The sequence below is a fragment of the Paenarthrobacter sp. PPS72 genome (genome assembly GCF_048537125.1).
Lineage (GTDB): Bacteria > Actinomycetota > Actinomycetes > Actinomycetales > Micrococcaceae > Arthrobacter > Arthrobacter nitroguajacolicus_E.
Genome location: NZ_JBLYIE010000004.1, coordinates 90456 through 113892 on the forward strand (window position 1 = coordinate 90456; position 23437 = coordinate 113892).

Consider the following 23437-nt stretch of genomic DNA (forward strand, 5'->3'; position numbering starts at 1 on the left):
ACTGCCGCCGGGTAGTCACTGCCCCGCTGGAAGCGTGGGGATGATGGGCCACTTGGAGTTGTCCGCAATCCTCAGGTCCTCGCGAGGACACTGCAGGGTGCCCGGGGTCTGGTCCACCAGTCCGGGTTCCACCAGGCCTTCGAAGCCGGGCGTCAGGATGACGTCCACGGACTCGTCCTCGCGGTTGTCCTCGAAGTAGTCGGTTCCAGCCAGGTTCCGCTGGACGTTGAACGCCGCGGCTTGGCCCTTGGCTCCGGAGACCACCACGCCAATGCCCGAGTATGCGGTGTCTTTATTGTCTACAGAGGCAACTTTGTAGCCGCGGGCCGTGAATTCCTCTGCCACCGTGCCCGCGAGCCCTCCACGGGAGGTCGCATTGAAAACATTGAGGGTCACGGTTTCGTTGGGCACGTAATCGAAGCTGGTGCTGGGGCAGAGGCCGGTGGGGGCCTTGCTCGCGATTGCGCTGGGAACCTTGACGACCCCATTCATGATCGCCCAGGCGCCCACGGCTCCTGCCGCTATGATGCCGACCAGCAGGACCAGGACGATTCCGTGGAAGAGCCGCCGCCGGAAGCGGCCTTTGTGCGCCTGGGCGTCCTCGGCAAAGGTGGCCCGAAGCTCCGGCCCTGTCACCACGTGATGGCCGTGAAGCTGCGTCACATCTTTGGGACGCCTTCGCTTGCTAGCCATCGATTACCAATACGCGTGCATGAATGGCCGTCCTCTGGTGAAGTGCCGTGCGGACGGCTCTGTGAAGCCCGTCCTCGAGGTACATGACGCCTTGGTATTGGACGACGTGCGGGAACAAATCACCGAAGAAGGTTGAGTCCTCAGCCAAGAGCGCCTCCAGATCCAGGGTCCGTTTGGTGGTAACGAGTTCATCGAGGCGGATAGGACGCGGGGGCAGGGCAGCCCAGTCCCGCGGCGCAGAGTATCCATGGTCAGGGTACGGGCGTCCCTCGCCCACAGCTTTGAAGATCACCCTGCAAGCCTATGGAAGATGCCACGCTAACGGAACTTGTGACCCGCGGCACAGGCAGGTTGTAGCCAAAAGGTGACTAACCGTCGTCGCGCGTCACAGCTGTGAAGGGAACCTCCGGGACTGACAGAATGGGGGCATGACTCAACCGCTCCAAGGTACTGACCGGACCGCTGCCCGCGCCACGCCCGCGTTGGCGTTGCTGCTGGATGTCGATGGCCCTATCGCCAGCCCTGTGACGCGCGACGTCAAGCCGGACATCATCGCGGACATGGTGGCCCTGGCCTCGGCGGGGATCCCCGTCATTTTCAACACGGGCCGCTCGGACGCGTTCATCAGCGAACAAGTCATGGAACCCATGATTGCTGCGGGAATGCCGGCGGACACTGTCATTCACGCCATCTGCGAGAAGGGCGCCGTGTGGTTCAGTTACACGGCCGAAGGCCCTGGTCCTATCCACGTGGACCACGAACTCGCTGTGCCCAGAGCGTACGGCGACGATATCCGCAGGCTCGTCGCAGAGGATTACTCGGCACACATGTTCTTCGATGAGACCAAGCGCGCCATGGTTTCGGTGGAGCAGCACTTGGACGTGGCCAGCGAGGACTACCTGGCCGAACAGAAACTCTTCGACGCCGATGCCCTGGACATCATGGGACGGCACGGCCTCAACGCAGCCATCCTGGACCACCACGCACCGGGGTCCGATGACACCGCGGACTACCGCCTGGACCCCACCATCATCTCCACGGACATCGAATCCGTCCGCTTGGGCAAGGACCTCGGAGCCAGCCGCGCGGTGGAGCTCCTGGCGGCCCAAGGCATTACCCCGCTCTCCTGGCGGACGGTGGGTGATTCCCGCACGGACTACGCCATGGCAGACTGGCTTCACCACAACGATCACGATGTGAAGCACGTTGACGTCCGGCCCGCAGACGGCGTACCGGTGAAGCCTTACACCATCTTGACGGCAGCCGACCTTGAATTGGCCGATGACGTGATCCACGACGACGCCGGCGGCGCTTTCCTCCGCAGCTGGCGCGACGCCCTGTCAATTTAGTCCCCCGCACCCCAACGATCCCGGAGATACAGCCATCACACAAGCACAGGTCGATCCGATTTACCACGGCAGCCCGTCCATTGAAGAGGACACGATTGCTGAGGCGATCTCGCCTGCCGTTGTCGCGCATCTTAAGCACAGGTCCGACGTCGTCCGTCACCGTGGGCGGTACGCCCTGGTCAACGGCGACCTCACCCCCCAACAGGCCATGGTGTCCGATCTTCTGGCCGTCAGGGCTGCCCTGGACGCTGCTGGTATCGATTTCATCCTGGTGCGCGGAAATGATGAGCGGCCCGTTATCGCCGTTGATTGGGAATCGCGCAAGGACGTGCGCCGGGCACTGGTCACCGCCTTCCGCAATGAGCCCTTCTATTCCATGACAGTGGACGCCAAGAAGAAGACCTCGGTGCTGGTTGCGGACGGTGAGCTGTCCGCAAACCGGAAGGCCCGGATTTTCCGCTTGTACCGTCCGCGCGTCGAGATCGGCGGCGGGCTCTGGTACGGCCCGGCCTTGGGCGTGCAGCTTGAGCTGTGGCGGTTCGAGGGCGATCACTTGGAACTCCCGGTGGAGAATTCCCTCACCCGCCGCACCATGCTGCGCCAGGACGCGGTACGCGGCACGGTTCAGCGCCACGGCCTGTCCTGGCCCACCATCGAGAACATGTTCGCGGATCACGCCAGCGACATCGATTTCGACATCGACATCGTTTTCTCATGGGTGGATGGCAGCGACCCCGAGTACATCGCCAGGAGGCGTGCACAGCAGGCCGGGGCTGTCCTCGGCGAAGGCGACGACCATGAGGCACGCTTCCGCCAGATCAACGAGCTGAAGTACGCGCTGCGATCGGTGCACATGTTCGCACCGTGGATCCGGCGGATCTTCATCGCCACCGATTCCCCCGCGCCGGAATGGCTGGCCGACCACCCGTCGGTGACCATTGTGCGCAGCGAAGAGTTCTTCGCCGATCCCTCCGTGCTCCCCACTCATAATTCGCAGGCCGTGGAGTGCCAACTGCACCACATCGAGGGCCTCTCAGAGCACTTCCTGTACTCCAATGACGACATGTTCTTTGGCCGTCCCGTGGGCCCTGACATGTTCTTCACGCCCGGTGGAATCACTAAGTTCATCGAAGCCGACACCCGCATTGGGTTGGGCGAGAATGACGCCGAACGCAGCGGCTTTGAGAACGCAGCCCGCGTGAACCGCAAGCTGCTGTGGGAGCGCTTCGGCCGGATCACCACCCGGCACCTTGAGCACACCGCGGCGCCGCTGCGCCGCAGCGTGGTTGCCCAAATGGAGAAGGAGTTCCCGGCGGAGTTCGCAAAGACCGCCGGCAGCCGGTTCCGGGCTGCCGACAACATCTCCGTGACCAACTCCTTCTACCACTACTACGCCCTGCTCACCGGCCGGGCCGTCACGCAGACGAGCGCCAAGGTCAGGTACGTGGACTCCACCATGTGGGCCGGCCTGCACTACCTGCCCAAGCTGCTGGCCAAGCGGCACATGGACTTCTTCTGCCTGAATGACGGCAGCTTCCCCGAGGTGGAGGCCAACGAACGGGCCGACCTGGTGACGGACTTCCTGGAGAAGTACTTCCCGGTCAAGGCACCCTGGGAGAAGTAGCGCCGGGAGACACCAGCGGGAGCGACGAGGTGTGCGTGCCCGGTGATGTGTGGGCCCCCACCCGGGACTCGTGCGGAATGCGGATGCCTGCGGCCGCCAGTCGTCGCTGGACCTCGGCTGCATCCAAGGGCTCGCCAACAGTGACGCCACCGGACATCGGCACCACTGAGTGCACGATCGTATGCTCGTAGACGTGGATCATGTTGTACGACTGCGCTCCGTCGCGCCCGCGCTGCCCGCCGGCCCTCACCGCCAGGTCCTGGGTGTAACAGGTAGCTGAGGCGACCGATACCGGGATGCCGGCGAAGCTCGCCGTCGTGGAGTAGTGCAGGTGGCCACCCAGGATGGTGCGGACGTCCGTGTTACGAACGACGGCGGCCAGTGCGGCTTGGCCGCGCAGCTCCACCAATACGGCGAGGTCCTGCACGCACGGGACGGGCGGGTGGTGCAAGGCGAGGATGGTGCCGTCCGGTGCCGGCGTGGCCAGTTCAGACGCCAGCCACTCCAGCTGGGATTCTGACAGCTCTCCATGGTGATGGCCGGGGACCGTGGTGTCCAGGGTGATGATGCGGAGACCGTTGACAAAGTAGCTGCGGTCCACGGGGTCCTGTGGCTTGCTGGCCGCCGAGGCGTCGGCGAAGGCTGAACGGAAGTTCGCGCGGTTGTCGTGGTTACCCATGGCCCAGATCGCTTTGGCTCCCAGCGAGGCACACAGAGGCTCAATCATTTCGCGAAGTTGCTTGTAGGCTTCCAGCTCACCCTTGTCCGCAAGGTCCCCGGTGAAAATGATGGCCTCGGGCCTGATCCTCGAGGCAACGATTTGCCCGCAGATCTCCTGAAGCCTTGCTGCGCTGTCCACCGAGCCGTGAAGCGTGCCCGGACCACCCACCAAGTGGAGGTCGCTCAGGTGCAAAAGCACATGACCTGGTTTGGGGTGTTCGGCCTCGATGAGCTCCATAGCTCCGCCTTAGCGTTTGGTGGGAGACGGCGCCTCCCGTGTCAATCCAGTAGTTCCAATCCAACCAGACAACAAGCCAACATCTGGCTAACTTCCGGCGGAATGTTGGAAAATTACTTTCCTCTCTTCCGGTTTTGCTGGCTTTATGCCAGTGCTTCTTCCACTGCTTTCATAAGGACTTCGGAGTCAGGCTCCACTGCGGATGGGAACCTTGCCACGAGTTCGCCCCCGCGGTTTATGACGAACTTCTCGAAGTTCCATTTCACCTTGGCCGGCTGCCCGCCCTCATCCCGGGCCAGCTCCGCGAACAGGGGATGTTGCTGCTTACCAAGGACGTTGGCTTTGCTGGTCAGCGGGAAGGACACGCCGAAATTCCGCTCGCAAAACTCGGCGATCTCATGGTCGGCGCCGGGCTCCTGCCCGCCGAATTGGTTGCAGGGCACGCCGAGGATTTCCAGACCCTGCGCGCGATACTTGCCGTACAACTCTTCCAGGCCCGCGTACTGGCGCGTGTAGCCGCACTCAGAAGCAACGTTTACCACCAGGACCGCTTTCCCCTCGAACCGCCCGAAGTCAGCTTCGGTGCCATCGTTGAAGGTGAGGGGAATGCTGTACAGGCTGGTCATGGGATTCGCTTCCTGACGACGTCGTCTGGCGGGTTTGCCGCCATCGAGCTTACGGGAGCTGGCTTAGGCCGCGAAACCTAGGGCGTGGGAAGGATGAGCGAGGCCAACGGCACTATCACGCCATCCGGCCCCTGGACCAGGTCCGGGGCGATCAGGATGTATCCGGGCGGAAGCACTACTACCGGGAGCGCGGTCGTAAGGACAGCGACCGGCGCAGGCGCGGGCGCCACCGGAGGCGCAGGGACGGGCGGTGCCACAGGAACAACGGCCTGGGTAAGCGCAGGGGCGGGAGCAACCACAACCGGTGCCGGTTCAACTATTACCGGAGCTGGGGCCGGCTCCACCACTGCCGGCGCGAGCGGCGCTGGTTCAACAGCTGCCGGCGGCGGAGCGATAGCCGATTGGAGGCTCGGCGCCACCGGCTCCGTTGTCAGCGTCGGCGGAACGGTATTGGTTTCCGGGGCGCTGGTTTCCGGGACGCTGGTGGACGGCGGCGGCGTTGAGGTGCCTGTCGGAGTCGGAGTGGTCGTCGGCGTCGGAGTGGGTGTCGGAGTGGGTGTCGGCGTCGGCGTTACCGTCACGGACGGTGAGGGCGTGGGCGTCGTGGTTTGACCCGGCGTCGTGGTGGCAGGCGGAGTGGCTGTAGGCGGCGTGGTCTGCGTCCCGCCAGGGTTGCTCGGCGTAGTGGTGGCCGGAGGAGTGGTGCCGGGCGGGGCAGTGCCGGAGGGAGCGGGGGGTGGGACAGGAAGCGGTTCATCATATTCCTGCTGTCCGCCAATGACGGCCCGGTTGCTGCCATCCGATACCGGGACGGTCCATTGCGGGTTTGCCGAAGTGCCGGTGCCCACGCCGGGTTGGTAATTCACCATGGCGATAGCCTGCAGCGGATCAACCTGTCGGATGGGCATCAGCGTCCAGTTGCCGGGGTCGGTATGGAGACCATTGCGAATAGTCTCGAAGTGGAGGTGGCAGCCCGTGGACCAGCCGGTGGTGCCAACGCCTGCGATGACCTCGCCGGCACGCACCGATTGGCCTGGCGTGACTCCGATTGACTGGAGGTGGTTGTAGGTGGTGACCAGGCCGTTACCGTGCTCGATCTCAACACGGTTGCCGCCGCCCCATGGATGCCATCCGGCAGCCTTCACCACACCGGCGTCGGCGGCGTAGACCCGTGTGCCACAAGAGGCAGCGTAGTCCTGGCCCCAGTGAAATTCTCCCGCCAGGCCTGTCAATGGGCTGTAACGATAGCCGTAGGACGAACTCTTATTGAGGACCTCCAGCGGCGAGTAGAGACTGCCTGCCGGTGGGCGGGACAGGCCGGCGGAGGCAACGGTAAGGCCGGTTGACCCGTCCTTACTGACCGTGCGCACCATGGCGCGGTCAAAGTAGACCATAGGTTCGCCAGGGTCTTGTTGTGGGGGCTCGGGCATGGAGTCGATCACCAGGGTCTCGGCTTCCGGTGGCACCAAGGTGCCCGGAGCCGTTGGTTCCACCTCGCCCTGCGCCAGTGCTCTGCCAACAGAGCTGCTGGCCACTGAATTCAAGGGTTGGAATCCAAACGCGAAGAAAGCCAGGACGGCCAGGCTACCCGCGATCAGGACGCGATGGAAGCCTACGGTGCGGATCAGTTCTACTGCCCGGTCTGATTCATGATGCTTGCCCACAAAACACTCCCCAAAGCCAGCGGCACCAAACCCCAGCCTGGCGTGCAAGCACCATTGTTGCGGGAATCACAGGAGAAATAAAGGCTTCCCGGGTGCCATCCGGCGAAAGGTTGGCTCAGTTTTGGCTCAAGAATCTTGAGCTTCGTTTTGGGAGGCTAAGAGCCCAGGTTTTCCTTCAGCAAGGCACGGTGTTCGACGGCGGCACTGGAGTGGAGTGCGCGGCCCGCCTCGGTCAGTTCCAGGAAGAGGGAACGGCGATCGTCTGCGCACGTTTCACGGGACACAAGGCCGGCTTTTTCCAGCCGATCCACCACTTTTGAGACAGCGCTCTGGGTCATGGGGGTGCGCTCCCCCAGGGCCTTCATCCGGCATGCCGATTCTTCGCTTTCAGCAACGAGGTCCAGGATCTCGAACTCGTTGAGGCCAATGTCGAATTTGGCTTCGAGGGCGCGGTCGATCGCTCCTGCGGTACGGAAGTAGGAGTTCTGGATGCTGCGCCACTGCTCAACCAATTGGCGGTCATGCAGTTGACGGTCACGCGTCGTTGCCATGCCCTGATTCTAGTTCATGACGGCGTTGGAATCCACGTCATAATATTCCGCATCATATTCCTTGTCATTGAATGACGCGTCATGTACATTCAAAACCATGACATCACCCACCACCCTCAAAACCTCAACTGAGCCGCCTTTGGTCTCAGCCGTTCACTGGACGCGCGCCCAGTGGTTGCTGCTCATGGTTGTGTGCACCGTCCTGGCCTTGGACGGGTTGGACGTTTCCATGGTCGGTGTTGCCCTGCCGTCCATCGGACAGGAACTCAACCTTGGAACCGATTCCCTGCAGTGGATCGTTTCCGCCTACGTGCTGGGCTACGGGAGCCTCCTGCTCCTTGGCGGCCGGCTCGCCGACCTGTTGGGCCGCCGTCGAATCTTCCTCATTGCGTTGACGGTATTCGCCTCGGCATCGCTGCTGGGCGGGCTGGTGGACGACCCCGCCATCCTGATCGCCACGCGGTTCATCAAGGGACTGGCGGCCGCGTTCACCGCACCCACCGGGTTCTCCATCATCACCACCAACTTTGCCGAGGGCCGCGAGCGCAACAAAGCGTTGTCCATCTTCACCACGTTCGGCGCCAGCGGTTTCTCGTTGGGCCTGGTGGTGGGCGGCCTGATGACCAGCCTGAGCTGGCGTTGGACGTTCCTGGTCTCGGTGCCGATCGCCGTGGTGGTTGTCCTCCTGGGCATGAAGTTCATTCCCAAGGACAAGCCTTCGGTGGAAGACAGCGGGCACGATATCTGGGGCGCCGTGACCCTCGCATTGGGCATGCTCGGCCTGGTGTACACCTTGGTTTCAGCTCCGGAGCGGGGCTGGGGATCTGTGGCAACAATCGCCGGATTCGCAGTTTCCGTCGCCGTGCTGGCAGCCTTCGCGGTGATCGAGAACAAGGTCAAGCATCCGCTGATCCGCTTCAGCATCCTGAAGGAAGGGTGGGTGGCCAGGGCCAATCTCAGCGCGGTGGGACTGTTCGGCTCCTACCTCAGCTTCCAGTTCATCGTCACCATGTACCTGCAGTCCGTGCTGGGCTGGACGCCGCTGGGAATGGCGTTGGCATTACTGCCGGCCGGCTTGTTGGTGGCCTCCAGCGCGCCGTTCGCGGACCGGCTCATTGAGAAGTTCGGCGCAACGCAGCTGATTCTGGCCGGGCTTACTGCGATGGGACTGGGCTACGTCCTGTTCCTCAGGGTAGGCACTTCACCCAACTACCTGCTGGACATCCTGCCGTCGGTTGTCCTGCTGGGCATCGGTTTCGCGCTGGCCTTCCCGTCCATCAACGTCCAGGCCACCGCTGGCATCAAAGATTCTGAACAGGGGCTGGCCGCTGGCTTGATCCAGACCAGCACCCAAGTGGGAGCGGCCCTGGTTTTGGCGGTCACCACTGCGTTGGTCAGCAGTCACGGCCAAGCCGCTGGAACCGTCAGCGCGCAAGCCATGCTGGAACAGTACCGGCCGGGACTGATCCTGAGCGCCGCCGTCGCCATCGCCGCACTGCTGGTGGCAGCAGCGCCATCCCGGAGGCGCGTCCGCTCCTGACGCCCGCGTTCTTGTACAGATAATGCCCTTATGCGTCCGCCTTAAGGGCATTATCTGTACAAAATCTCCCCTGTACACGGGCCCGATTGCGAGGTCTCATGGGATGCATGAGGAATTACCTCACGGAGTACAGGCACGAACTGCAGCGCACCTTCACGGGAACGTCTGGCACGCCTCCGGAGTGGGTGCCGCGCCTGGCCGAGGGGAACGACGCCGGATATCACCTTCCGGGGTCGGCGGTGTGGGCTGTGCACGGCCATGTGGCCACTATTGTTGCCGGGATCAGGGTGCTGCTGATGCAGGCCCTGCATCCCGGTGCTCTGGCCGGGGTTTACGAGCACTCCGGTTTCCAGAAAGACCCGCTCGGACGGCTGGCCAATACCGTCCGGTGGATTTTCACGGTGACGTACGGTTCCACTGAGGCTGCCGAAGCTGCCACCGCCCGTGTACGCAAAATCCACGAGCGTGTCCGGGGAACGTATGTGGACGGCAACGGAGTAGTGCGCGAGTACGCAGCGAACGATCCCGAACTCCTCCGCTGGGTCCACGTCACTTACGCGGACTCCTTCATTACCGCCAACCGCATCTGGGGCCGGCCCATCCCCGGCGGGCCGGATGCCTACGTTCGCGAATGGGCAGCGGCCGGTCGGCTCATGGGCGTCGAGGACCCGCCGCTATCGGAGGCCCAGGTCCGCGATGAACTTGAGCATTGGTACGCCTCCGGGGCCCTCCGGGCTGATAAGCGCCTCGCCGAGACGGTGTGGTTCATTCGTTATCCGCCCCTGAGCCCGCTCCTCAAACCCGGGTACGCCATCCTCTTCGCGGCCGCGGTGGCAAGCCTCGAGCCCAAGTACCGGGAAATGCTGGGTATTCGCCGAGCCGGGATTGGTCCGGTTCCGTTGCCCGTGATCACTGCTGCCCGGGCCGTGCTTGGCATGGTCCGCTTTGCCCTGGGCTCCCACGGGCCCAGCGAGCAGGCTGCCCGGCGGAGGTTGCAGAGGCTCGGCTACGCGGAGGCTTGATCGCGCACCCCTCGGCGCACGCCCACCATGGGACGGCGCGCCGAGGGGTGAGATCTCAACCTTTTGGCACGTGCTTTCGGCCGAGAGCTCACCCCTCGGCGCAAGGGTCTAGATCAGGTGGTCCGACAGGTGGTTCGGGGTGCCGAAGCGGTGGGCTGTGATGGACACAGCCTGCTCGCGGAGGAACGGCAGCATCTCAATGCGGCCGGCCTGGGTCACAGCACCGTGGTAAACCGCGACGTCCGGGCGGCCACCCATTGCTGCGCTCAGCGAGGCAAAGTCGCCACCGATCAGGCGGATCCGGCCGGCGTCGAACGCGGCCGCACGGGCCAGCCACGCGGCGTCGTCCTCGATCCGGACGCTGACGCCCAAGTTCGCGAACACGCTCACCACGGCGTCGGGAAGCACGACGGCGGAGCTCACCTTGAGGGCCGAACCCGCCACTGCGCCGGCCGCCACCACGCGGAGCAGCTCAGCGAGCCGCTCACCTTCGGAGAGACGGATGGTGACCGGGTGGGAGCGGTAGCGGAAGACGTTGCGCTCGGCGGACAGCGCGGAGACGTCCTTGCGGGTACCGAACTCCGATTCCCAGGCCGCTGCGTCGCTGAAGAGTGACTGCTTCAGGGTCTGCAGTTCTTCAGCGGACACGTCCGCCGACTCTGCAGCAGAGAGAATCTGCGCGGCGGCACCCTGAAGCACCGTACCGCGCTTGGCCTTGGCCTCGGCGGGGAGCCAGCTGCCCAGGCCGATCAGGTAGTTCGGTCCACCGGCCTTGGTTCCGGCGCCAACGGCCGACTTCTTCCATCCACCGAACGGCTGGCGCTGCACGATCGCACCGGTGATGCCGCGGTTGACGTAGAGGTTTCCGGCCTGGATGGTGTCCAGCCAAACACCCATTTCGGTGGAGTCCAGTGAGTGCAGGCCGGCAGTGAGGCCATACTCGATCTCGTTCTGGATGGCGATGGCTTCTTCGAGGGTTTCTGCGGTCATGACACCCAGGACCGGGCCGAAGAACTCGGTGAGGTGGAAGTAGGAGCCACGCTTGACGCCCGAACGGATGCCCGGGGACCACAGGCGGCCGGTCTCATCGAGGCGCTCGGGCTTGATGGCCCAGGTCTCGCCGTCGCCCAAGGTGGTGAGGGCGTTCAGGAGCTTGCCGTTGGCCGGTTCGATGATCGGCCCCATCTGCGTGGTGGCGTCCTCCGGGTAGCCGACGGTCAGGGACCGGGCAGCGTCGATCAGCTGGTTGTGGAAGCGGGCGCTCTTGGCAACCGAACCCACCAGGATCACCAGGGAGGCAGCCGAGCACTTCTGGCCTGCGTGGCCGAATGCCGAGTAAACGACGTCCTTGGCGGCCAGGTCCAGGTCCGCACTGGGGGTCACGATGATGGCGTTCTTGCCGGACGTTTCCGCGAGCAGCGGCAGGTCCTGGCGGAAGGAACGGAACAGCTCGGCGGTTTCGTAGCCACCGGTGAGGATCACGCGGTCAACGCTCGGGTGCGAGACCAGCTGGGTCCCAAGCTCGCGTTCTTCGATCTGCACGAGGGCCAGCACTTCACGCGGCACGCCGGCTTCCCAGAGTGCATCCACCATGACCGAACCGGAGCGGCGGGCCTGCTTTGCAGGCTTGATCACGACGGCGGAACCTGAGGCGAGCGCTGCGAGCGTCGAGCCTGCGGGAATCGCCACCGGGAAGTTCCACGGCGGGGTCACAACGGTGAGGTTGGCTGGGACGAACGTGGCGCCGTCGACCGTTTCAAGGTCCTTGGCGCGCTCTGCGTAGTAGTGCGCGAAGTCGATTGCTTCGCTGACCTCGGGGTCGCCCTGGTCGATGGTCTTTCCGGTTTCGGATGCCATGACCTCAAGGAGCTCAGCGCGACGCGCCTCAAGGATGTCGCCGGCGCGGTGCAGGATCGCTGCGCGCTCGGCTGCCGGGCGGTCACCCCAAGCCTTGCCGTGATCTACGGCGGTGGCGATGATGCGGTCCAGTTCGGCGGCGTCGGAAACCTTGGTGGATTCGACGACCCTATTGCCCGCGGTGGAGCCGGGAATGCGCTTGAGGATGTCGCGGCCCCAGGCCCGGTTGGCCGGAAGTGCGGGGTCGGTGTCCGGGGTGTTACTGAAGCCCTCCAGTGGTGCCGGCTCGGCCGGGAGACGGCGGTCCTGCTGGCGGTTGGGGCCGGGAACCTCGTCCGACATGCGGGCCAGGGAGTTCAGGAAACGCCCTTGTTCGCGATCGAACAGGGCCTCGTTTTCGCTGAGCTCGAAGACCGCCGACATGAAGTTTTCCTGGCTGGCGCCTTCTTCTAGGCGGCGGATCAGGTAGGCGATGGCGACGTCGAACTCGCCCGGGTGCACTACGGGTGTGTAGAGCAGGAGGCTGCCGACATCCTTGCGCACTGCGGTGGCCTGGCCGGTTGCCATGCCCAGGAGCATCTCGAACTCAATGGCTTTCGGTCCCTGCTGCGCAATGCCACGCTGCTTGGCGAGCAGCCATGCGAAGGCGACATCAAACAGGTTGTGCCCGGCGACGCCGATGCGGACGGCGTCGATGCGCTCCGGCGTGAGGGCGTAATTGATGACGTTCTTGTAGCTGGTGTCGGAGTCCTGCTTGCTGCCCCAGGTAGCCAGCGGCCAGTCGTGCAGGGAGGCCTCAACCTGCTCCATGGGAAGGTTGGCGCCCTTGACCACACGGACCTTGATGGGTGCGCCGCCCTGGGCACGGCGGGCGGAGGCCCATTCCTGCAGCTCCTGCATGGCGCCGAGGGCGTCCGGGAGGTAGGCCTGGAGGACGATGCCGGCCTCGAGGTTCTTGAACTCGGGCATGTCCAGGATGCGCTTGAACACCGCGATGGTCATGCTGAGGTCCTTGTATTCCTCCATGTCCAGGTTGATGAACTTGGGCTTGGGGAAGGACGCTGCAAGGCGGTACAGCGGGGTGAGCTTCTCCACCACGTGGTCCACGGCTTCGTCGAAGGCCCATGGGGAGTGCGGTGCCACGGTGGAGGACTCCTTGATGGAGACGTAGTCCACGTCATCGCGGGCAAGGAGCTTCAGCGTTCCATCCAAGCGGCGCTGCGCTTCGTGCTCACCCAGGACTGCTTCGCCGAGGAGGTTCACGTTCAGGTGCACGCCGTCCTGGCGGATCTTGGCAATGGCGGGGCCGAGCTTGGCATCGGTGGCGTCCACAATCAGGTGGCCCACCATTTCGCGGAGCACCCGGCGGGCGATCGGGATGACTACCTGCGGGAGGATCGGAGCCATGACGCCGCCAACGCGGACAGCGCTGCGCATGTACCAAGGGAGGAACTTGGGCACCTTGGGGGCGAGCTCGGCAAGTTTACGGCCAGCCACCGACAGGTCCTCCGGGCGGATGACGCCGTCCACGAACCCCACGGTGAAGTCCAGGCCGTTCGGGTCCTTCAACACGCCTGCGAGGCGCTGCGCGGACACATCCACGGGGATCTTGCCGGCTTCGGTAAGCCAGTGGCGGACCAAGGTGATCGCTTCCTGAGCCAAAGCGTCGAACTGTCCGGAATCCTGGGTGCTCGGGGCAGTGGCATCCGGGATGGTGCTGGTCATGAGGGCTCCTTTTGGGGCGGAGAAATTTGTTCGTTTCCATCAGTATGGATCTACAATCACGTTAGGAAAAGCGATCTTTTCTGACGAATATTCATTACCCATCCCGAACCTTTGGAGGCCGCCTTGCTGGACGTCCGCAGGCTGCGTTTGCTGCACGAATTGAAGATCCGCGGAACCCTTGCCGAGGTGGCCGATGCGATGCAGTACAGCCCTTCATCGGTGTCCCAGCAGCTGACGTTGCTGGAGAAGGAAGCAGGAGTTGAACTGCTGCGCAAGGCGGGGCGCCGCGTGCAGCTGACCCCACAGGCGGAGATCCTCGTGGCGCACACCGCGGCACTATTGGAGACCTTGGAGCGCGCCGAAACTGAACTCGCAGCATCACTGTCCATGGTCACCGGAACCGTCCGGCTCGCCGTCTTCCAGTCCGCCGCACTGGCCTTGCTTCCGGACTTCCTCAGCATCATGCGCCAGGAGTATCCCGAGGTGCGGGTGGAGATGACCCAGCGCGAACCCGAGACCGCGCTTTATGAAACCTGGGCCCGCGACTTCGACCTGGTGGTGGCCGAGCAGTATCCCGGCCACGCAGCTCCACACCACAGCGGCCTGGACCGCGTGATCCTCACCAGCGACGCCATCCGATTGGCCACTCCCCCGGTGGGCCTGGGCGGCGAAACCGTCTCCTCCCTGGCAGACACCGCCTCCATGCCGTGGGTCATGGAACCGCGCGGCGCAGCTTCCAGGCATTGGGCCGAGCAGGCGTGCCGCTCCGCGGGTTTTGAGCCTGACGTGCGATACGAAACAGCCGACCTCCAAGCCCAGATCCGGCTCATTGAGTCGGGCAACGCTGTGGCCCTCATGCCGGACCTCGTGTGGACCGGACGCACCCGAACGGTCCAACTCCTGGACCTCCCGGGCCTTCCGAAGCGGACCGTGTTCACGTCCACCCGGACGGCCGGCCGCATCCACCCCGCCACCGCAGCATGCCGCGAAGTACTGGAGCGCGTAGCCGAAGCGCAGCAACAGGATGCGGAGCACCAGGCGGACGCCAACTAGCGTCCGGGAACGCAAAAGGCCCCAGTCCAAGGACTGGGGCCAACCGCGGAGAATGGGGGATTTGAACCCCCGAGGGCGTTAACCCAACACGCGTTCCAGGCGTGCGCCATAGGCCGCTAGGCGAATTCTCCTTGCTTCCGATTCGAAAGCAGATACTACTGTACCTGAGAATTTCAGCATCGTGTAATCGGCCTGAAATGGCACCCTTGGACAGGCTTGGCGAACTGCTGCTTAACGGAAAAATGGACGCCCCCAACGCGCCCATTCTTGCGGTACATCGTTGAGCTACCGGGTCCGGCCCCTCGCCCCCAGGCCCCGCAGCTCACAATCTTGAGATTGCCCCAATCGGTGTACATACCCATGGTCCGCCGCGGTGTCCGGATTTGCAATGGTTGAGACCTGTTTGTAGCCGAAGTTTATTGACAGGATGTCCTCATGACGCAGCTGCATGCCTTGGTTGTCTACGTTCCGGAGACGCATATCGAGGAGGTCCTCCTGGCCATCGGTGACGCAGGTGCCGGGCGGATCGGCGACTACTCCCACTGCTCGTTCACCTCACCAGGCACCGGCCGCTACACGCCGCTGCCCGGAGCACGCCCGTTTGTTGGTGAGGTGGGGATCGAGGAGCAGGTGCCCGAAACCCGGGTTGAGTGCGTTGTTGAGGAGGACGCGCTCGACGACGTCGTGCGGGCTTTGCGGGCCGCGCACCCTTACGAGGAGCCGGCTTTCATGACGTGGCCGGTGAATGGCTGGCGGTGATTTCGCGCAACCCAACCACCCGCCGTCGAGCCTTATCCACAGCCCTTCGAGCCGATTCGAACCCCAACCCAAGTTCGGGTAAGCTTGTCGACGGCCCCTCATGTGGCGTCATCCTGTTGAACTCCCCCAGGACCGGAAGGTAGCAAGGGTAGATGGGCTCTGGCGGGTGCATGAGGGGTCACTTACTTTAACTGTCAGTCCCTATAGGTAGGTTTCACTTGTGACTGTTACAACTGCCCTGTATCGAAGGTATCGCCCGGACTCTTTCGCGGACGTTATCGGGCAGGAACACGTCACGGAGCCGCTGATGACGGCGCTCCGCAAGAATCGCGTGAACCACGCCTACCTCTTCTCCGGCCCCCGCGGTTGTGGCAAGACCACATCAGCGCGCATCCTTGCCCGCTGCCTGAACTGCGCCGAAGGCCCCACGGACACGCCCTGCGGCAAGTGCCCCAGTTGCATCGAGCTGGCCCGCGGCGGCTCCGGCTCGCTGGATGTCATCGAGATCGACGCCGCCAGCCACGGTGGCGTTGACGACGCCCGTGATCTCCGTGAACGCGCAACCTTCGCACCGGTCCGGGACCGCTACAAGATTTTCATCATTGACGAAGCCCACATGGTCACGTCGGCCGGCTTCAACGCGCTCCTCAAGATCGTGGAAGAGCCCCCGGAACACATCAAGTTCATCTTCGCCACCACGGAGCCGGACAAGGTCATTGGCACCATCCGCTCCCGTACTCACCACTACCCCTTCCGGCTGGTGCCGCCCGAGCCTCTCATGCAATACCTCGAGCTGCTCTGCCAGCAGGAGAACGTTCCGGTTGCCCCTGGTGTGCTGTCGTTGGTCATCCGCGCAGGTGGCGGCTCAGTCCGGGACACTCTCTCGGTCCTGGATCAACTCATGGCCGGCGCCGGCCCCAACGGCTTGGACTACGAGCTCGCAGTCGCGCTGCTCGGCTACACACACGCTTCCTTGCTGGACGACATCGTGGACGCCGTCGCCGCCTCCGACGCCGCCGTGGTCTTCAAAGCCGTGGACCGCGTCATCCAAACCGGTCACGACCCCCGGCGTTTCGTTGAGGACCTGCTGGAGCGTTTCCGCGACCTCATCATCGTCCAGGCCATGCCGGAGAGCGCCCAGGCGATCCTTCGCGGCATGCCGGCCGACCAGATCGCCCGGATGCGCAACCAGGCAACCAACTTGGGCGCCGCGGAACTGTCCCGGGCCGCGGACGTCACCAACACTGCGCTCACCGAAATGACGGGCGCCACCTCGCCCCGCCTGCACCTTGAACTGCTCTGCGCACGCATCCTGCTGCCCAGCGCCGAGCAAACCGAGCGGGGTATCGCGGCACGCATCGACCGCGTGGAACGTCGCCTGAATTACGCGGGCGACGCCGGCACTCCGACTGTTACTGCCGCCCCACCTGCTGCTGCTTCGCCGGTCGCTGCGCCTGCAGTCCAGCCTGCGGAGGCCCCCGCCTCCGCGCCCGCCGCACCAACTCCCGTCAAGCCGGCCGCTTCCCAGCCGGCTCCTGCATCTGCACCGGCACCTGCCGCACCAGTGCCAGCCCCTGAGGCCGGGGCGGGGGACGCCATCACAGCACCACGGGTGTCCACCAACGATTGGCCTGTCGAAGACCGTCCTGCTTCAGGCCGCGCACAGCCGAACGCTGCAACACAACCGGCTGCTGCAACTGAAGCTGTCCCTGCCCCGGCACATCACGGGCAGGCACCAACCTCGAAGCCCGAGCCTGTTCGCGCCTCGACGCCGGCACCATCCCAAGCAGCACCACCAGCTCAAGCCCCACCCCAGGCAGCACCGTCGCAAGCTGCTCCCCAAGCAGCACCGGCGCAAGCTGCTCCGCAGTCGCCGGCTCCCCAGCCGGCTCCGACAGGAGCACTTCCTGCTTCAGGTGGCAGCGGCGACGTGGAAGCATTGCGCCGCGCTTGGCCGGATGTGCTGCAGACGCTGACCAAGATCAAGCGCAGCACGTGGGCCCTGGTGGAGCCCAACGCTCAGGTTGCCCAGTTCGACGGCCAGGTGCTGACCCTCGCGTTCACCACCGGTGGCCTGGCTGGAGCGTTCGGCCGTGCGGACCACTCGGAGAACCTTCGTCAGGCGATCCACAAGACCATCGGCATCGACTGCCAGATTGTGGCAATCTCTGGCGCCAACAGCTCAGCGAGCTCTGAGCCAAACCCAAAAGCGCCTACTAGCCGGGAAACTCCGGCTGCTTCGTCGCCAGCCGGTCCCGTATCCACTCCGGCTGCTTCGTCGTCCCAGGAAACCGCTCCTGCACCAACGGCGGTTTCAGCTGTCGACTCCGCTTGGGGTCTTGCCCCGGCGTCACCGGCAAACGCAGTGCAGCCGGAATCCACTCCACCTGAGAGGCCCGCGCCGGCGGCAGCACCAGCCCCATCATCAACAGCGCCCACAACGCCGGTAGCTGCGCCTGCGGCAGCACCAACCCAGCCGGCAACTCCCTGGCAGCCTGCCCCTGCACCAGCGGTTGCTTCGACTCCGGCCGCAGAATCCAGTGGCGACTACTCCTACCCTGATGACGACTGGGGTCCCCCGCTCGACGAGGACGCCCCTCCCTTGGATGAAGAGCCCCCGGCGGACTGGGAACCCCCATCCGGTTACGGCCGCCAAAGCGCGGCACCGGCAGCCAGCCCCACAGCACCCGCAGCTACCCCCTCAACACCCGTAGCCACCGCCTCCGCACCCGTAGCCACCCCCACAGCACCCGCAGTTACCCCCTCAACACCCGCGGCCAGTAAGGTAGCGGCGTCCTCCGACGACCCCTGGTCAAGGGCTGTGGAACAAGCACCCGGCACCTGGGTTGTGGGCACGGAATCGAACGTGGGCAAACAGCATTCACAGGCACCCGAAGTAAGCGAACAGCCTACGGATACTCCTGACTACGAACCGGCAGCAGCGCAGGTTCCGGAGTCGCGCACAACTGCGTATGGCCACCCAACCAACGCGGAGCAGAGCCCAAGTTCCAGCTGGGACGTCGCACCGGCGTCGAGCTGGCCCGCAACGCAATCCATGCCCGCCCAAGCAAGCAGCGGCGCTCCAGCGGCGAGTAACGCTCCCGCGGTGTGGCCGTCCCTGGTGACGCAGCCTGAGGAAGCGCACGGTTCGGTTGCGACGCTCGAGGAGGACGCGCCGTCGGGCAATCCCAACGGCCGTCAGAGCCTGTATCAGCGCTTGACCAACAGCCCCGAAGCCCAAGCCGGGCGGGTCCAGGCACCCACGCGAACCCAGGCTGCGCCCGCCGCCGTGACGGAGGATATCCCCAGCCCGGAGGATGAAACCATCGAGGAATCACGGGTCTTTGGGCGGGCCGCAGTGGAGCGTATTCTGGGCGGAAAGCTGATCGAAGAGCGCGCCTTGGACGGTTCTCCTCTGCAAACCCGCTGACTCCAGCATTGATTTCAAACGAACGAGGACATTGTGTACGAAGGTGCAGTTCAAGAGCTGATTGACGAGCTCGGCCGGCTTCCCGGTGTGGGCCCCAAATCAGCCCAGCGCCTGGCGTTCCACATCCTCGAGGCGGATCCCGAGGACATGAAGCGCCTGGTTACGGCGATCACCACGGTGAAGGAACGCGTGAAGTTCTGCTCCGTTTGCTTCAACGTGACCGAGCAGGAGACGTGCAACATCTGCCGCGATCCGCGACGTGATCCCTCCGTCATCTGCGTCGTTGAGGAGTCCAAGGATGTCCTTGCCGTCGAGCGCACCCGGTCCTTCCGGGGCCGTTACCACGTGCTGGGCGGTGCCATTAATCCCATTGCGGGCATCGGCCCGGAGCAGTTGCGGATCCGTGAACTCCTCACCCGCCTGAACGACGGCGCCATCCAGGAAATCATCATCGCCACCGACCCCAACCTTGAGGGCGAAGCTACGGCAACGTACTTGGCCAGGATGCTCAAGTCGATCGGTATCGCTGTGACCCGGCTGGCCTCGGGCCTGCCCGTGGGCGGGGACCTTGAGTACGCCGATGAAGTCACGCTGGGCAGGGCCTTCGAGGGCAGGCGCAACGCACTGCTCTAACAGGGCACGAGCTGGCATGACGGCGCAGGAACATCAGGAGGACCGCGCCCTCCGCGCCGTCAGCCAACGCCCCGGGACAAGTACCAGCGCGGCCGCCAGCGCCTGAAGCGCCAGGCCGGTTATCCCGATAGGCAGCGACGGGGCCAGGCCTTCGCTTGATTCCCCGCCGAGGCACGGTACGTCGCGGGAGGGCCCGTCGGCTGCCCATTGCACTCCCGCCAGCACCCAGCCCAGGTCGTTGTCCGGGGGCACGAAATCTGCGCCGATGCTCCCGAGGATCAGTGCCGGGTTGGCTGCCGCGAGCCAGGCCACGCGTTCGGTGTGGGCAACCTCAACCGGGCGAAGATCCCCCACGCACTCGTAAGCAACGATCCTTCCGGAATCGTCGCGCTCCACATTGACGGGCACCGAGGCCTGATCCGTTCCCGTGGTCCCGGGAAGCAGCAGGGCGGTGATTGCCACGTTCCCTAGGCAGAGGAAAGCCACCACCACGGCAGCCAGGGCCCTTCCGGGCGCCGCTGCGGCAAAGCACGCCCGCGCACCGGTACCGATCAGACCGAACATGGCAGCTTCAAGGACAATCACGACGACGGCGGCAGCCACGAGCGCGGGAGGCCCGCCCACGCTGATACCCACCATGAGCAACACGGCACCCGCCAGCGCTGCCAATGCGAACCCTCGCAGGGCTCCGGCCAGCAGTAGAGCCGGAATGGTCCCCTGGGAATGCCGGAAGCCCCACACGGTTCCCAGCACGGCGGCAGTGAGCGCCAGGAACGCCCCCATGAGGAGGTAAAGAGCGCTTGCCACACTGGCCTGGAACCAGCCATTGGATTCACCCCAGGCAACCATTGCTGCGGCCATTGCCCAGGCAAGCGCGACACCTACTGCGCAGGAAAGCCAAAATTGCCACGAAGCGAAAGACGTCCGCGCATCCTGCCACGCCTCGCCGGCGGCCATCAGCAAGGTTCCCCGCGTTCGCGGCCGCGATCCGGCTCCCGGCTGGGTGTGGGTCGAACCGGAGGGTTGATCGTCGATCACGCCGCCGATCACTTCGTAGTCGGGCTCGTTCGGTCCCGGTTCCGTGCCTCCCGGGCGGTCAGGAGTGCCGGCCATCGCTCGCAGTCCTCATGACTTGGATGGTACGCCCGGTGCGGGCTTGAGTGGCACCATGGAGGCATGGTTCCTTCCCACGGCGTCTTTCGGCGCCCCCGTCCCACCAAGCCGGCCCCCGGCCAGGAATCGGTGTGGGACTATCCGCGTCCACCGAGGATTGAACCACGCCTGGAAAGGGTGGTGGTGCGGCTTGGCGGGCAGGTGATCGTGGACACCACGGATTCAGTGCGTGTTCTGGAGACCAGCCATCCTCCTGTCTACTACTTGCCTTTGGACGCCTTCCCGGCGGGGGTTCTGGTTGCCGTCGGAGGCAGCACTTTCTGTGAATTCAAGGGAGAAGCAAGCTACTTCACCATCACAGCCGGCGGCACGGTTGTTGAACGTGGCGGGTGGACCTACCCCAAACCGACGCAAGGCTTCGAGGCCCTAAGCAGCCGCGTTGCCCTCTACCCGGAGCGTATGGATTCCTGCGAGGTGGACGGCGAGCAGGTGGCCTTCCAGCAGGGCGGCTTCTATGGCGGGTGGATCACCCGCCAAATAGTCGGCCCCTTCAAGGGCGGTCCGGGTACGTCCGGCTGGTGACACGGCCAAGCCATCATGAATCCACGCGGCCGCTATGTGGTCACAATTCCTACCAGCCCTGCACGCGGCGATAAACTGGGCAAATAAGCTACGCAGGCGTGCTCAAATTTGGAATTTGGCTGCCGCGTTCGAACCCTATTGATGCAGTGAGGGTGCGCGCATGACTATGCCCACTACCGAAGTGAAGATCGAAGAGCTCTCCAACGAGGCTGCCATTACCAAGCAGCTGATCGTTCAAAAGTTCGGCGGTTCCTCGGTTGCCGATGCTGATGGCATCAAACGGGTCGCACAGCGCGTCGTGGATGCGCAGAAGGCCGGCAACGAGGTTGTGGTTGTTGTCTCCGCGATGGGTGACACCACAGACGAACTCCTGGATTTGGCGAGCCAGGTCACGGACTCAGCTCCCGCCCGCGAAATGGACATGCTGTTGTCCGCGGGCGAGCGAATCTCCATGGCTTTGCTCGCGATGGCCATCAACAAGTTCGGCGCTTCCGCGCAGTCCTTCACCGGATCCCAGGCCGGCATGATCACCGACGGCATCCACGGCAAGGCCAGGATTATCGACGTCGACCCCCACCGCATCCGCACGGCCCTGGACAAGGGACATATTGCGATCGTGGCAGGCTTCCAGGGCATGAGCCGCAGCACCAACGAGATCACCACCTTGGGCCGCGGCGGCTCGGACACCACCGCTGTTGCTTTGGCCGCAGCGCTTGAAGCAGACGTCTGCGAGATCTACACGGACGTGGACGGCATCTACACGGCCGACCCCCGCGTTGTGAGCTCCGCCCAGAAGATCGACCGTATCTCCAGCGAAGAGATGCTGGAATTGGCCGCGTCCGGCGCTAAGATCCTGCACCTGCGTTGTGTGGAGTACGCTCGCCGTTTCGGTGTGCCGCTGCACGTCCGCTCGTCATTCAGCCAAAATGAAGGCACCTGGGTCATCCCCGGAGCCGACGAAAAGTTCACTATTCAAGAGGGAGTTGCCTTGGAGCAGCCAATCATCTCCGGCGTTGCGCACGACCGGTCCGAAGCCAAGGTCACAGTGGTAGGCGTCCCGGACATCCCCGGCAAGGCTGCTGCAATCTTCCAGGTGATCGCAGACGCGCACTCGAACATCGACATGATCGTCCAGAACGTCTCCACCCACGGCACCGGCCGTACGGACATTTCGTTCACCCTCCCCATCGTCGAAGGCGCGGACGCCCTTGCCGCCCTGCGTGCTGCTGAAGGTCAGATCGGCTTCGAGAGCATCGAATACAACGAGCACGTTGGCAAGCTCTCGCTCATCGGAGCGGGCATGCGTTCGCACCCCGGAGTTTCGGCCACCTTCTTCAAGGCCCTCTCCGACGCCGGCATCAACATCGACATGATCTCCACCTCGGAAATCCGCATCTCCGTTGTCACCAGCGCCGACGCCCTGGATGACGCCGTGCGCGCCATCCACAATGCGTTCGAGCTCGACGGCGACGCCGAGGCCACCGTCTATGGCGGCACCGGCCGCTAGAGTCACCGAGCCTTACCAGCGGAAGGACCGGAGCCACCGCTCCGGTCCTTCCGCTGCTAAGTCACAAGTTCGCTATTGTTCAGGCGCCTTGCCCGGCCCCGGTGCCAGCAGGACGTCAACCAATTGCGTCAGCCCTTCGGCCATATCCACGGATTTGTCGTAGAGCCACTGCAACTGGAGCCCGTCGAAAGCGGCCACGGTCAGCCGTGCCAGCATCACAGCCCCGACGTCGGTCCGCACCTCGCCTGCCTTCTGTCGCCGCTCAATGTCCAAGGCAACGTCCCGCACCACAGTCTCATAGCGCTCTTTGAAGTAGCTGTGGGAAGCATGCACGGGATCATTGGCTGTTGCTGAGGCCACCGCGTAGAGAGTGGTCAGCCCGGGCTCGTTGCGGTTCCGCTCGGCGATGCCGGGCATGAGGCTCAACCCCACCTCGGATTCGCCACCGACCGCCAGCGACCGCCTGTCCCGTTCAGCCAGGACTGCAGTCAGCAGTTCCTGCTTGCCTCTGAAGTAGTGGAACAGGGTGGCTTCCTTGACGCCCACCAGTTCGGCGACGCGTTTGAGGGCCGTGCCTTCAAACCCTTCCGTGGCAAAGACATCGGTAGCCGTTTGGATGATTTGTTCGCGGCGTTCGGCGCCCTTGGCGTACTGGCCACGAGCCTTCGCAATTGACATCCGTTCAGTCTATTTGACCCGTCAAAAATCGAGCTTCACTCGACATTTTTACTCAAAACCTAGTCACACTAGA

19 protein-coding genes, 1 tRNA gene and 1 other RNA gene are annotated in these 23437 nt (G+C 64.2%); 11 read left to right on the top strand and 10 right to left on the bottom strand.

The genetic code is table 11. The features are described from left to right. Positions 1–15 precede the first annotated feature (15 nt). Positions 16–663, bottom strand: coding sequence for a LytR C-terminal domain-containing protein (locus ACLRGI_RS01780; protein ID WP_419200012.1), 648 nt, complete (start codon positions 661–663; stop codon positions 16–18). 22 nt (positions 664–685) lie between these two features. Further along, entirely contained in the window at positions 686–985 is a 300-nt protein-coding gene (locus ACLRGI_RS01785; RefSeq protein WP_011773432.1) for a type II toxin-antitoxin system VapB family antitoxin, read from the bottom strand. 136 nt (positions 986–1121) lie between these two features. Between ACLRGI_RS01785 and ACLRGI_RS01790 the strand changes: the two genes are divergently transcribed. Both ACLRGI_RS01790 and ACLRGI_RS01795 read left to right on the top strand, forming a co-directional pair. Then, positions 1122–2042, top strand: coding sequence for a Cof-type HAD-IIB family hydrolase (locus tag ACLRGI_RS01790; RefSeq protein WP_419200013.1), 921 nt, complete (start codon positions 1122–1124; stop codon positions 2040–2042). Positions 2043–2250: 208 nt separating this feature from the next. Further along, complete coding sequence (locus tag ACLRGI_RS01795; protein ID WP_419200014.1) at positions 2251–3666, top strand: stealth family protein; 1416 nt, start codon at positions 2251–2253, stop codon at positions 3664–3666. Here ACLRGI_RS01795 and ACLRGI_RS01800 read toward each other — a convergent pair. From ACLRGI_RS01800 to ACLRGI_RS01815, 4 genes are all read right to left on the bottom strand, one after another. Next, positions 3644–4624, bottom strand: a complete 981-nt coding sequence (locus ACLRGI_RS01800) for a phosphodiesterase (RefSeq protein ID WP_419200015.1) — start codon at positions 4622–4624, stop codon at positions 3644–3646. The genes ACLRGI_RS01795 and ACLRGI_RS01800 overlap by 23 nt on opposite strands. Before the next feature lie 143 nt (positions 4625–4767). Next, positions 4768–5250 (bottom strand): glutathione peroxidase, encoded by a 483-nt coding sequence (locus ACLRGI_RS01805; RefSeq protein ID WP_419200016.1) that lies wholly within the window; start codon positions 5248–5250, stop codon positions 4768–4770. Between the two features lie 77 nt (positions 5251–5327). Further along, positions 5328–6914: a M23 family metallopeptidase gene (locus ACLRGI_RS01810; protein WP_419200017.1), complete on the bottom strand. Its 1587-nt coding sequence runs from the start codon at positions 6912–6914 to the stop codon at positions 5328–5330. 155 nt (positions 6915–7069) lie between these two features. Beyond that, complete coding sequence (locus tag ACLRGI_RS01815) at positions 7070–7465, bottom strand: MarR family winged helix-turn-helix transcriptional regulator (RefSeq protein ID WP_419200018.1); 396 nt, start codon at positions 7463–7465, stop codon at positions 7070–7072. A 97-nt stretch (positions 7466–7562) separates the two neighbouring features. Here ACLRGI_RS01815 and ACLRGI_RS01820 point away from each other — a divergent pair, with 97 nt between their 5' ends. Next, positions 7563–9005: an MFS transporter gene (locus tag ACLRGI_RS01820; protein WP_419200019.1), complete on the top strand. Its 1443-nt coding sequence runs from the start codon at positions 7563–7565 to the stop codon at positions 9003–9005. Between the two features lie 98 nt (positions 9006–9103). Then, complete coding sequence (locus tag ACLRGI_RS01825) at positions 9104–10027, top strand: oxygenase MpaB family protein (protein ID WP_419200020.1); 924 nt, start codon at positions 9104–9106, stop codon at positions 10025–10027. 108 nt (positions 10028–10135) lie between these two features. Here the strand turns inward: ACLRGI_RS01825 and ACLRGI_RS01830 are convergent, their stop codons facing one another. Beyond that, complete coding sequence (locus tag ACLRGI_RS01830) at positions 10136–13609, bottom strand: bifunctional proline dehydrogenase/L-glutamate gamma-semialdehyde dehydrogenase (RefSeq protein ID WP_419200021.1); 3474 nt, start codon at positions 13607–13609, stop codon at positions 10136–10138. 123 nt (positions 13610–13732) lie between these two features. Between ACLRGI_RS01830 and ACLRGI_RS01835 the strand changes: the two genes are divergently transcribed. Then, positions 13733–14662, top strand: a complete 930-nt coding sequence (locus tag ACLRGI_RS01835; protein WP_419200022.1) for a LysR family transcriptional regulator — start codon at positions 13733–13735, stop codon at positions 14660–14662. Between the two features lie 46 nt (positions 14663–14708). On the opposite strand, the gene ACLRGI_RS01840 is transcribed toward ACLRGI_RS01835, so the two are convergent. Beyond that, a tRNA-Ser gene (locus tag ACLRGI_RS01840) sits at positions 14709–14793 on the bottom strand. Between the two features lie 304 nt (positions 14794–15097). On the opposite strand from ACLRGI_RS01840, the gene ACLRGI_RS01845 reads away from it, so the two are divergent. From ACLRGI_RS01845 to recR, 4 genes are all read left to right on the top strand, one after another. Next, complete coding sequence (locus tag ACLRGI_RS01845; RefSeq protein ID WP_419200023.1) at positions 15098–15421, top strand: YqfO family protein; 324 nt, start codon at positions 15098–15100, stop codon at positions 15419–15421. Positions 15422–15510: 89 nt separating this feature from the next. Further along, positions 15511–15607: signal recognition particle sRNA small type (ffs, locus tag ACLRGI_RS01850), an RNA gene on the top strand. Between the two features lie 34 nt (positions 15608–15641). Continuing rightward, positions 15642–18851 (top strand): DNA polymerase III subunit gamma and tau, encoded by a 3210-nt coding sequence (locus ACLRGI_RS01855; RefSeq protein WP_419200024.1) that lies wholly within the window; start codon positions 15642–15644, stop codon positions 18849–18851. A gap of 33 nt (positions 18852–18884) precedes the next feature. Beyond that, on the top strand, positions 18885–19484 hold the full coding sequence (gene recR / locus ACLRGI_RS01860) for a recombination mediator RecR (RefSeq protein WP_026541824.1): 600 nt from the start codon (positions 18885–18887) through the stop codon (positions 19482–19484). Positions 19485–19517: 33 nt separating this feature from the next. On the opposite strand, the gene ACLRGI_RS01865 is transcribed toward recR, so the two are convergent. Next, positions 19518–20597 carry a hypothetical protein gene (locus ACLRGI_RS01865; protein WP_419200025.1) on the bottom strand — a complete coding sequence of 360 codons (1080 nt, stop codon included), beginning with the start codon at positions 20595–20597 and terminating at the stop codon, positions 19518–19520. 63 nt (positions 20598–20660) lie between these two features. Between ACLRGI_RS01865 and ACLRGI_RS01870 the strand changes: the two genes are divergently transcribed. Then, a complete protein-coding gene (locus tag ACLRGI_RS01870) occupies positions 20661–21179 on the top strand; it encodes a DUF427 domain-containing protein (RefSeq protein ID WP_419200026.1) in 519 nt (172 codons plus the stop codon). Positions 21180–21339: 160 nt separating this feature from the next. Then, positions 21340–22686: an aspartate kinase gene (locus tag ACLRGI_RS01875; RefSeq protein WP_026005424.1), complete on the top strand. Its 1347-nt coding sequence runs from the start codon at positions 21340–21342 to the stop codon at positions 22684–22686. A 72-nt stretch (positions 22687–22758) separates the two neighbouring features. Here the strand turns inward: ACLRGI_RS01875 and ACLRGI_RS01880 are convergent, their stop codons facing one another. Then, positions 22759–23364 (bottom strand): TetR/AcrR family transcriptional regulator, encoded by a 606-nt coding sequence (locus ACLRGI_RS01880; protein WP_419200027.1) that lies wholly within the window; start codon positions 23362–23364, stop codon positions 22759–22761. Positions 23365–23437 lie beyond the last annotated feature (73 nt).

Coding starts and splice junctions, on each gene's coding strand:
- ACLRGI_RS01790 (WP_419200013.1), top strand. CDS start 1,122: ATGACTCAACCGCTCCAAGGTACTGACCGGACCGCTGCCCGCGCCACG.
- ACLRGI_RS01795 (WP_419200014.1), top strand. CDS start 2,251: ATGGTGTCCGATCTTCTGGCCGTCAGGGCTGCCCTGGACGCTGCTGGT.
- ACLRGI_RS01800 (WP_419200015.1), bottom strand. CDS start 4,624: ATGGAGCTCATCGAGGCCGAACACCCCAAACCAGGTCATGTGCTTTTG.
- ACLRGI_RS01805 (WP_419200016.1), bottom strand. CDS start 5,250: ATGACCAGCCTGTACAGCATTCCCCTCACCTTCAACGATGGCACCGAA.
- ACLRGI_RS01815 (WP_419200018.1), bottom strand. CDS start 7,465: ATGGCAACGACGCGTGACCGTCAACTGCATGACCGCCAATTGGTTGAG.
- ACLRGI_RS01820 (WP_419200019.1), top strand. CDS start 7,563: ATGACATCACCCACCACCCTCAAAACCTCAACTGAGCCGCCTTTGGTC.
- ACLRGI_RS01825 (WP_419200020.1), top strand. CDS start 9,104: ATGGGATGCATGAGGAATTACCTCACGGAGTACAGGCACGAACTGCAG.
- ACLRGI_RS01830 (WP_419200021.1), bottom strand. CDS start 13,609: ATGACCAGCACCATCCCGGATGCCACTGCCCCGAGCACCCAGGATTCC.
- ACLRGI_RS01845 (WP_419200023.1), top strand. CDS start 15,098: ATGACGCAGCTGCATGCCTTGGTTGTCTACGTTCCGGAGACGCATATC.
- ACLRGI_RS01865 (WP_419200025.1), bottom strand. CDS start 20,597: ATGGCCGGCACTCCTGACCGCCCGGGAGGCACGGAACCGGGACCGAAC.
- ACLRGI_RS01870 (WP_419200026.1), top strand. CDS start 20,661: ATGGTTCCTTCCCACGGCGTCTTTCGGCGCCCCCGTCCCACCAAGCCG.
- ACLRGI_RS01875 (WP_026005424.1), top strand. CDS start 21,340: ATGACTATGCCCACTACCGAAGTGAAGATCGAAGAGCTCTCCAACGAG.
- ACLRGI_RS01880 (WP_419200027.1), bottom strand. CDS start 23,364: ATGTCAATTGCGAAGGCTCGTGGCCAGTACGCCAAGGGCGCCGAACGC.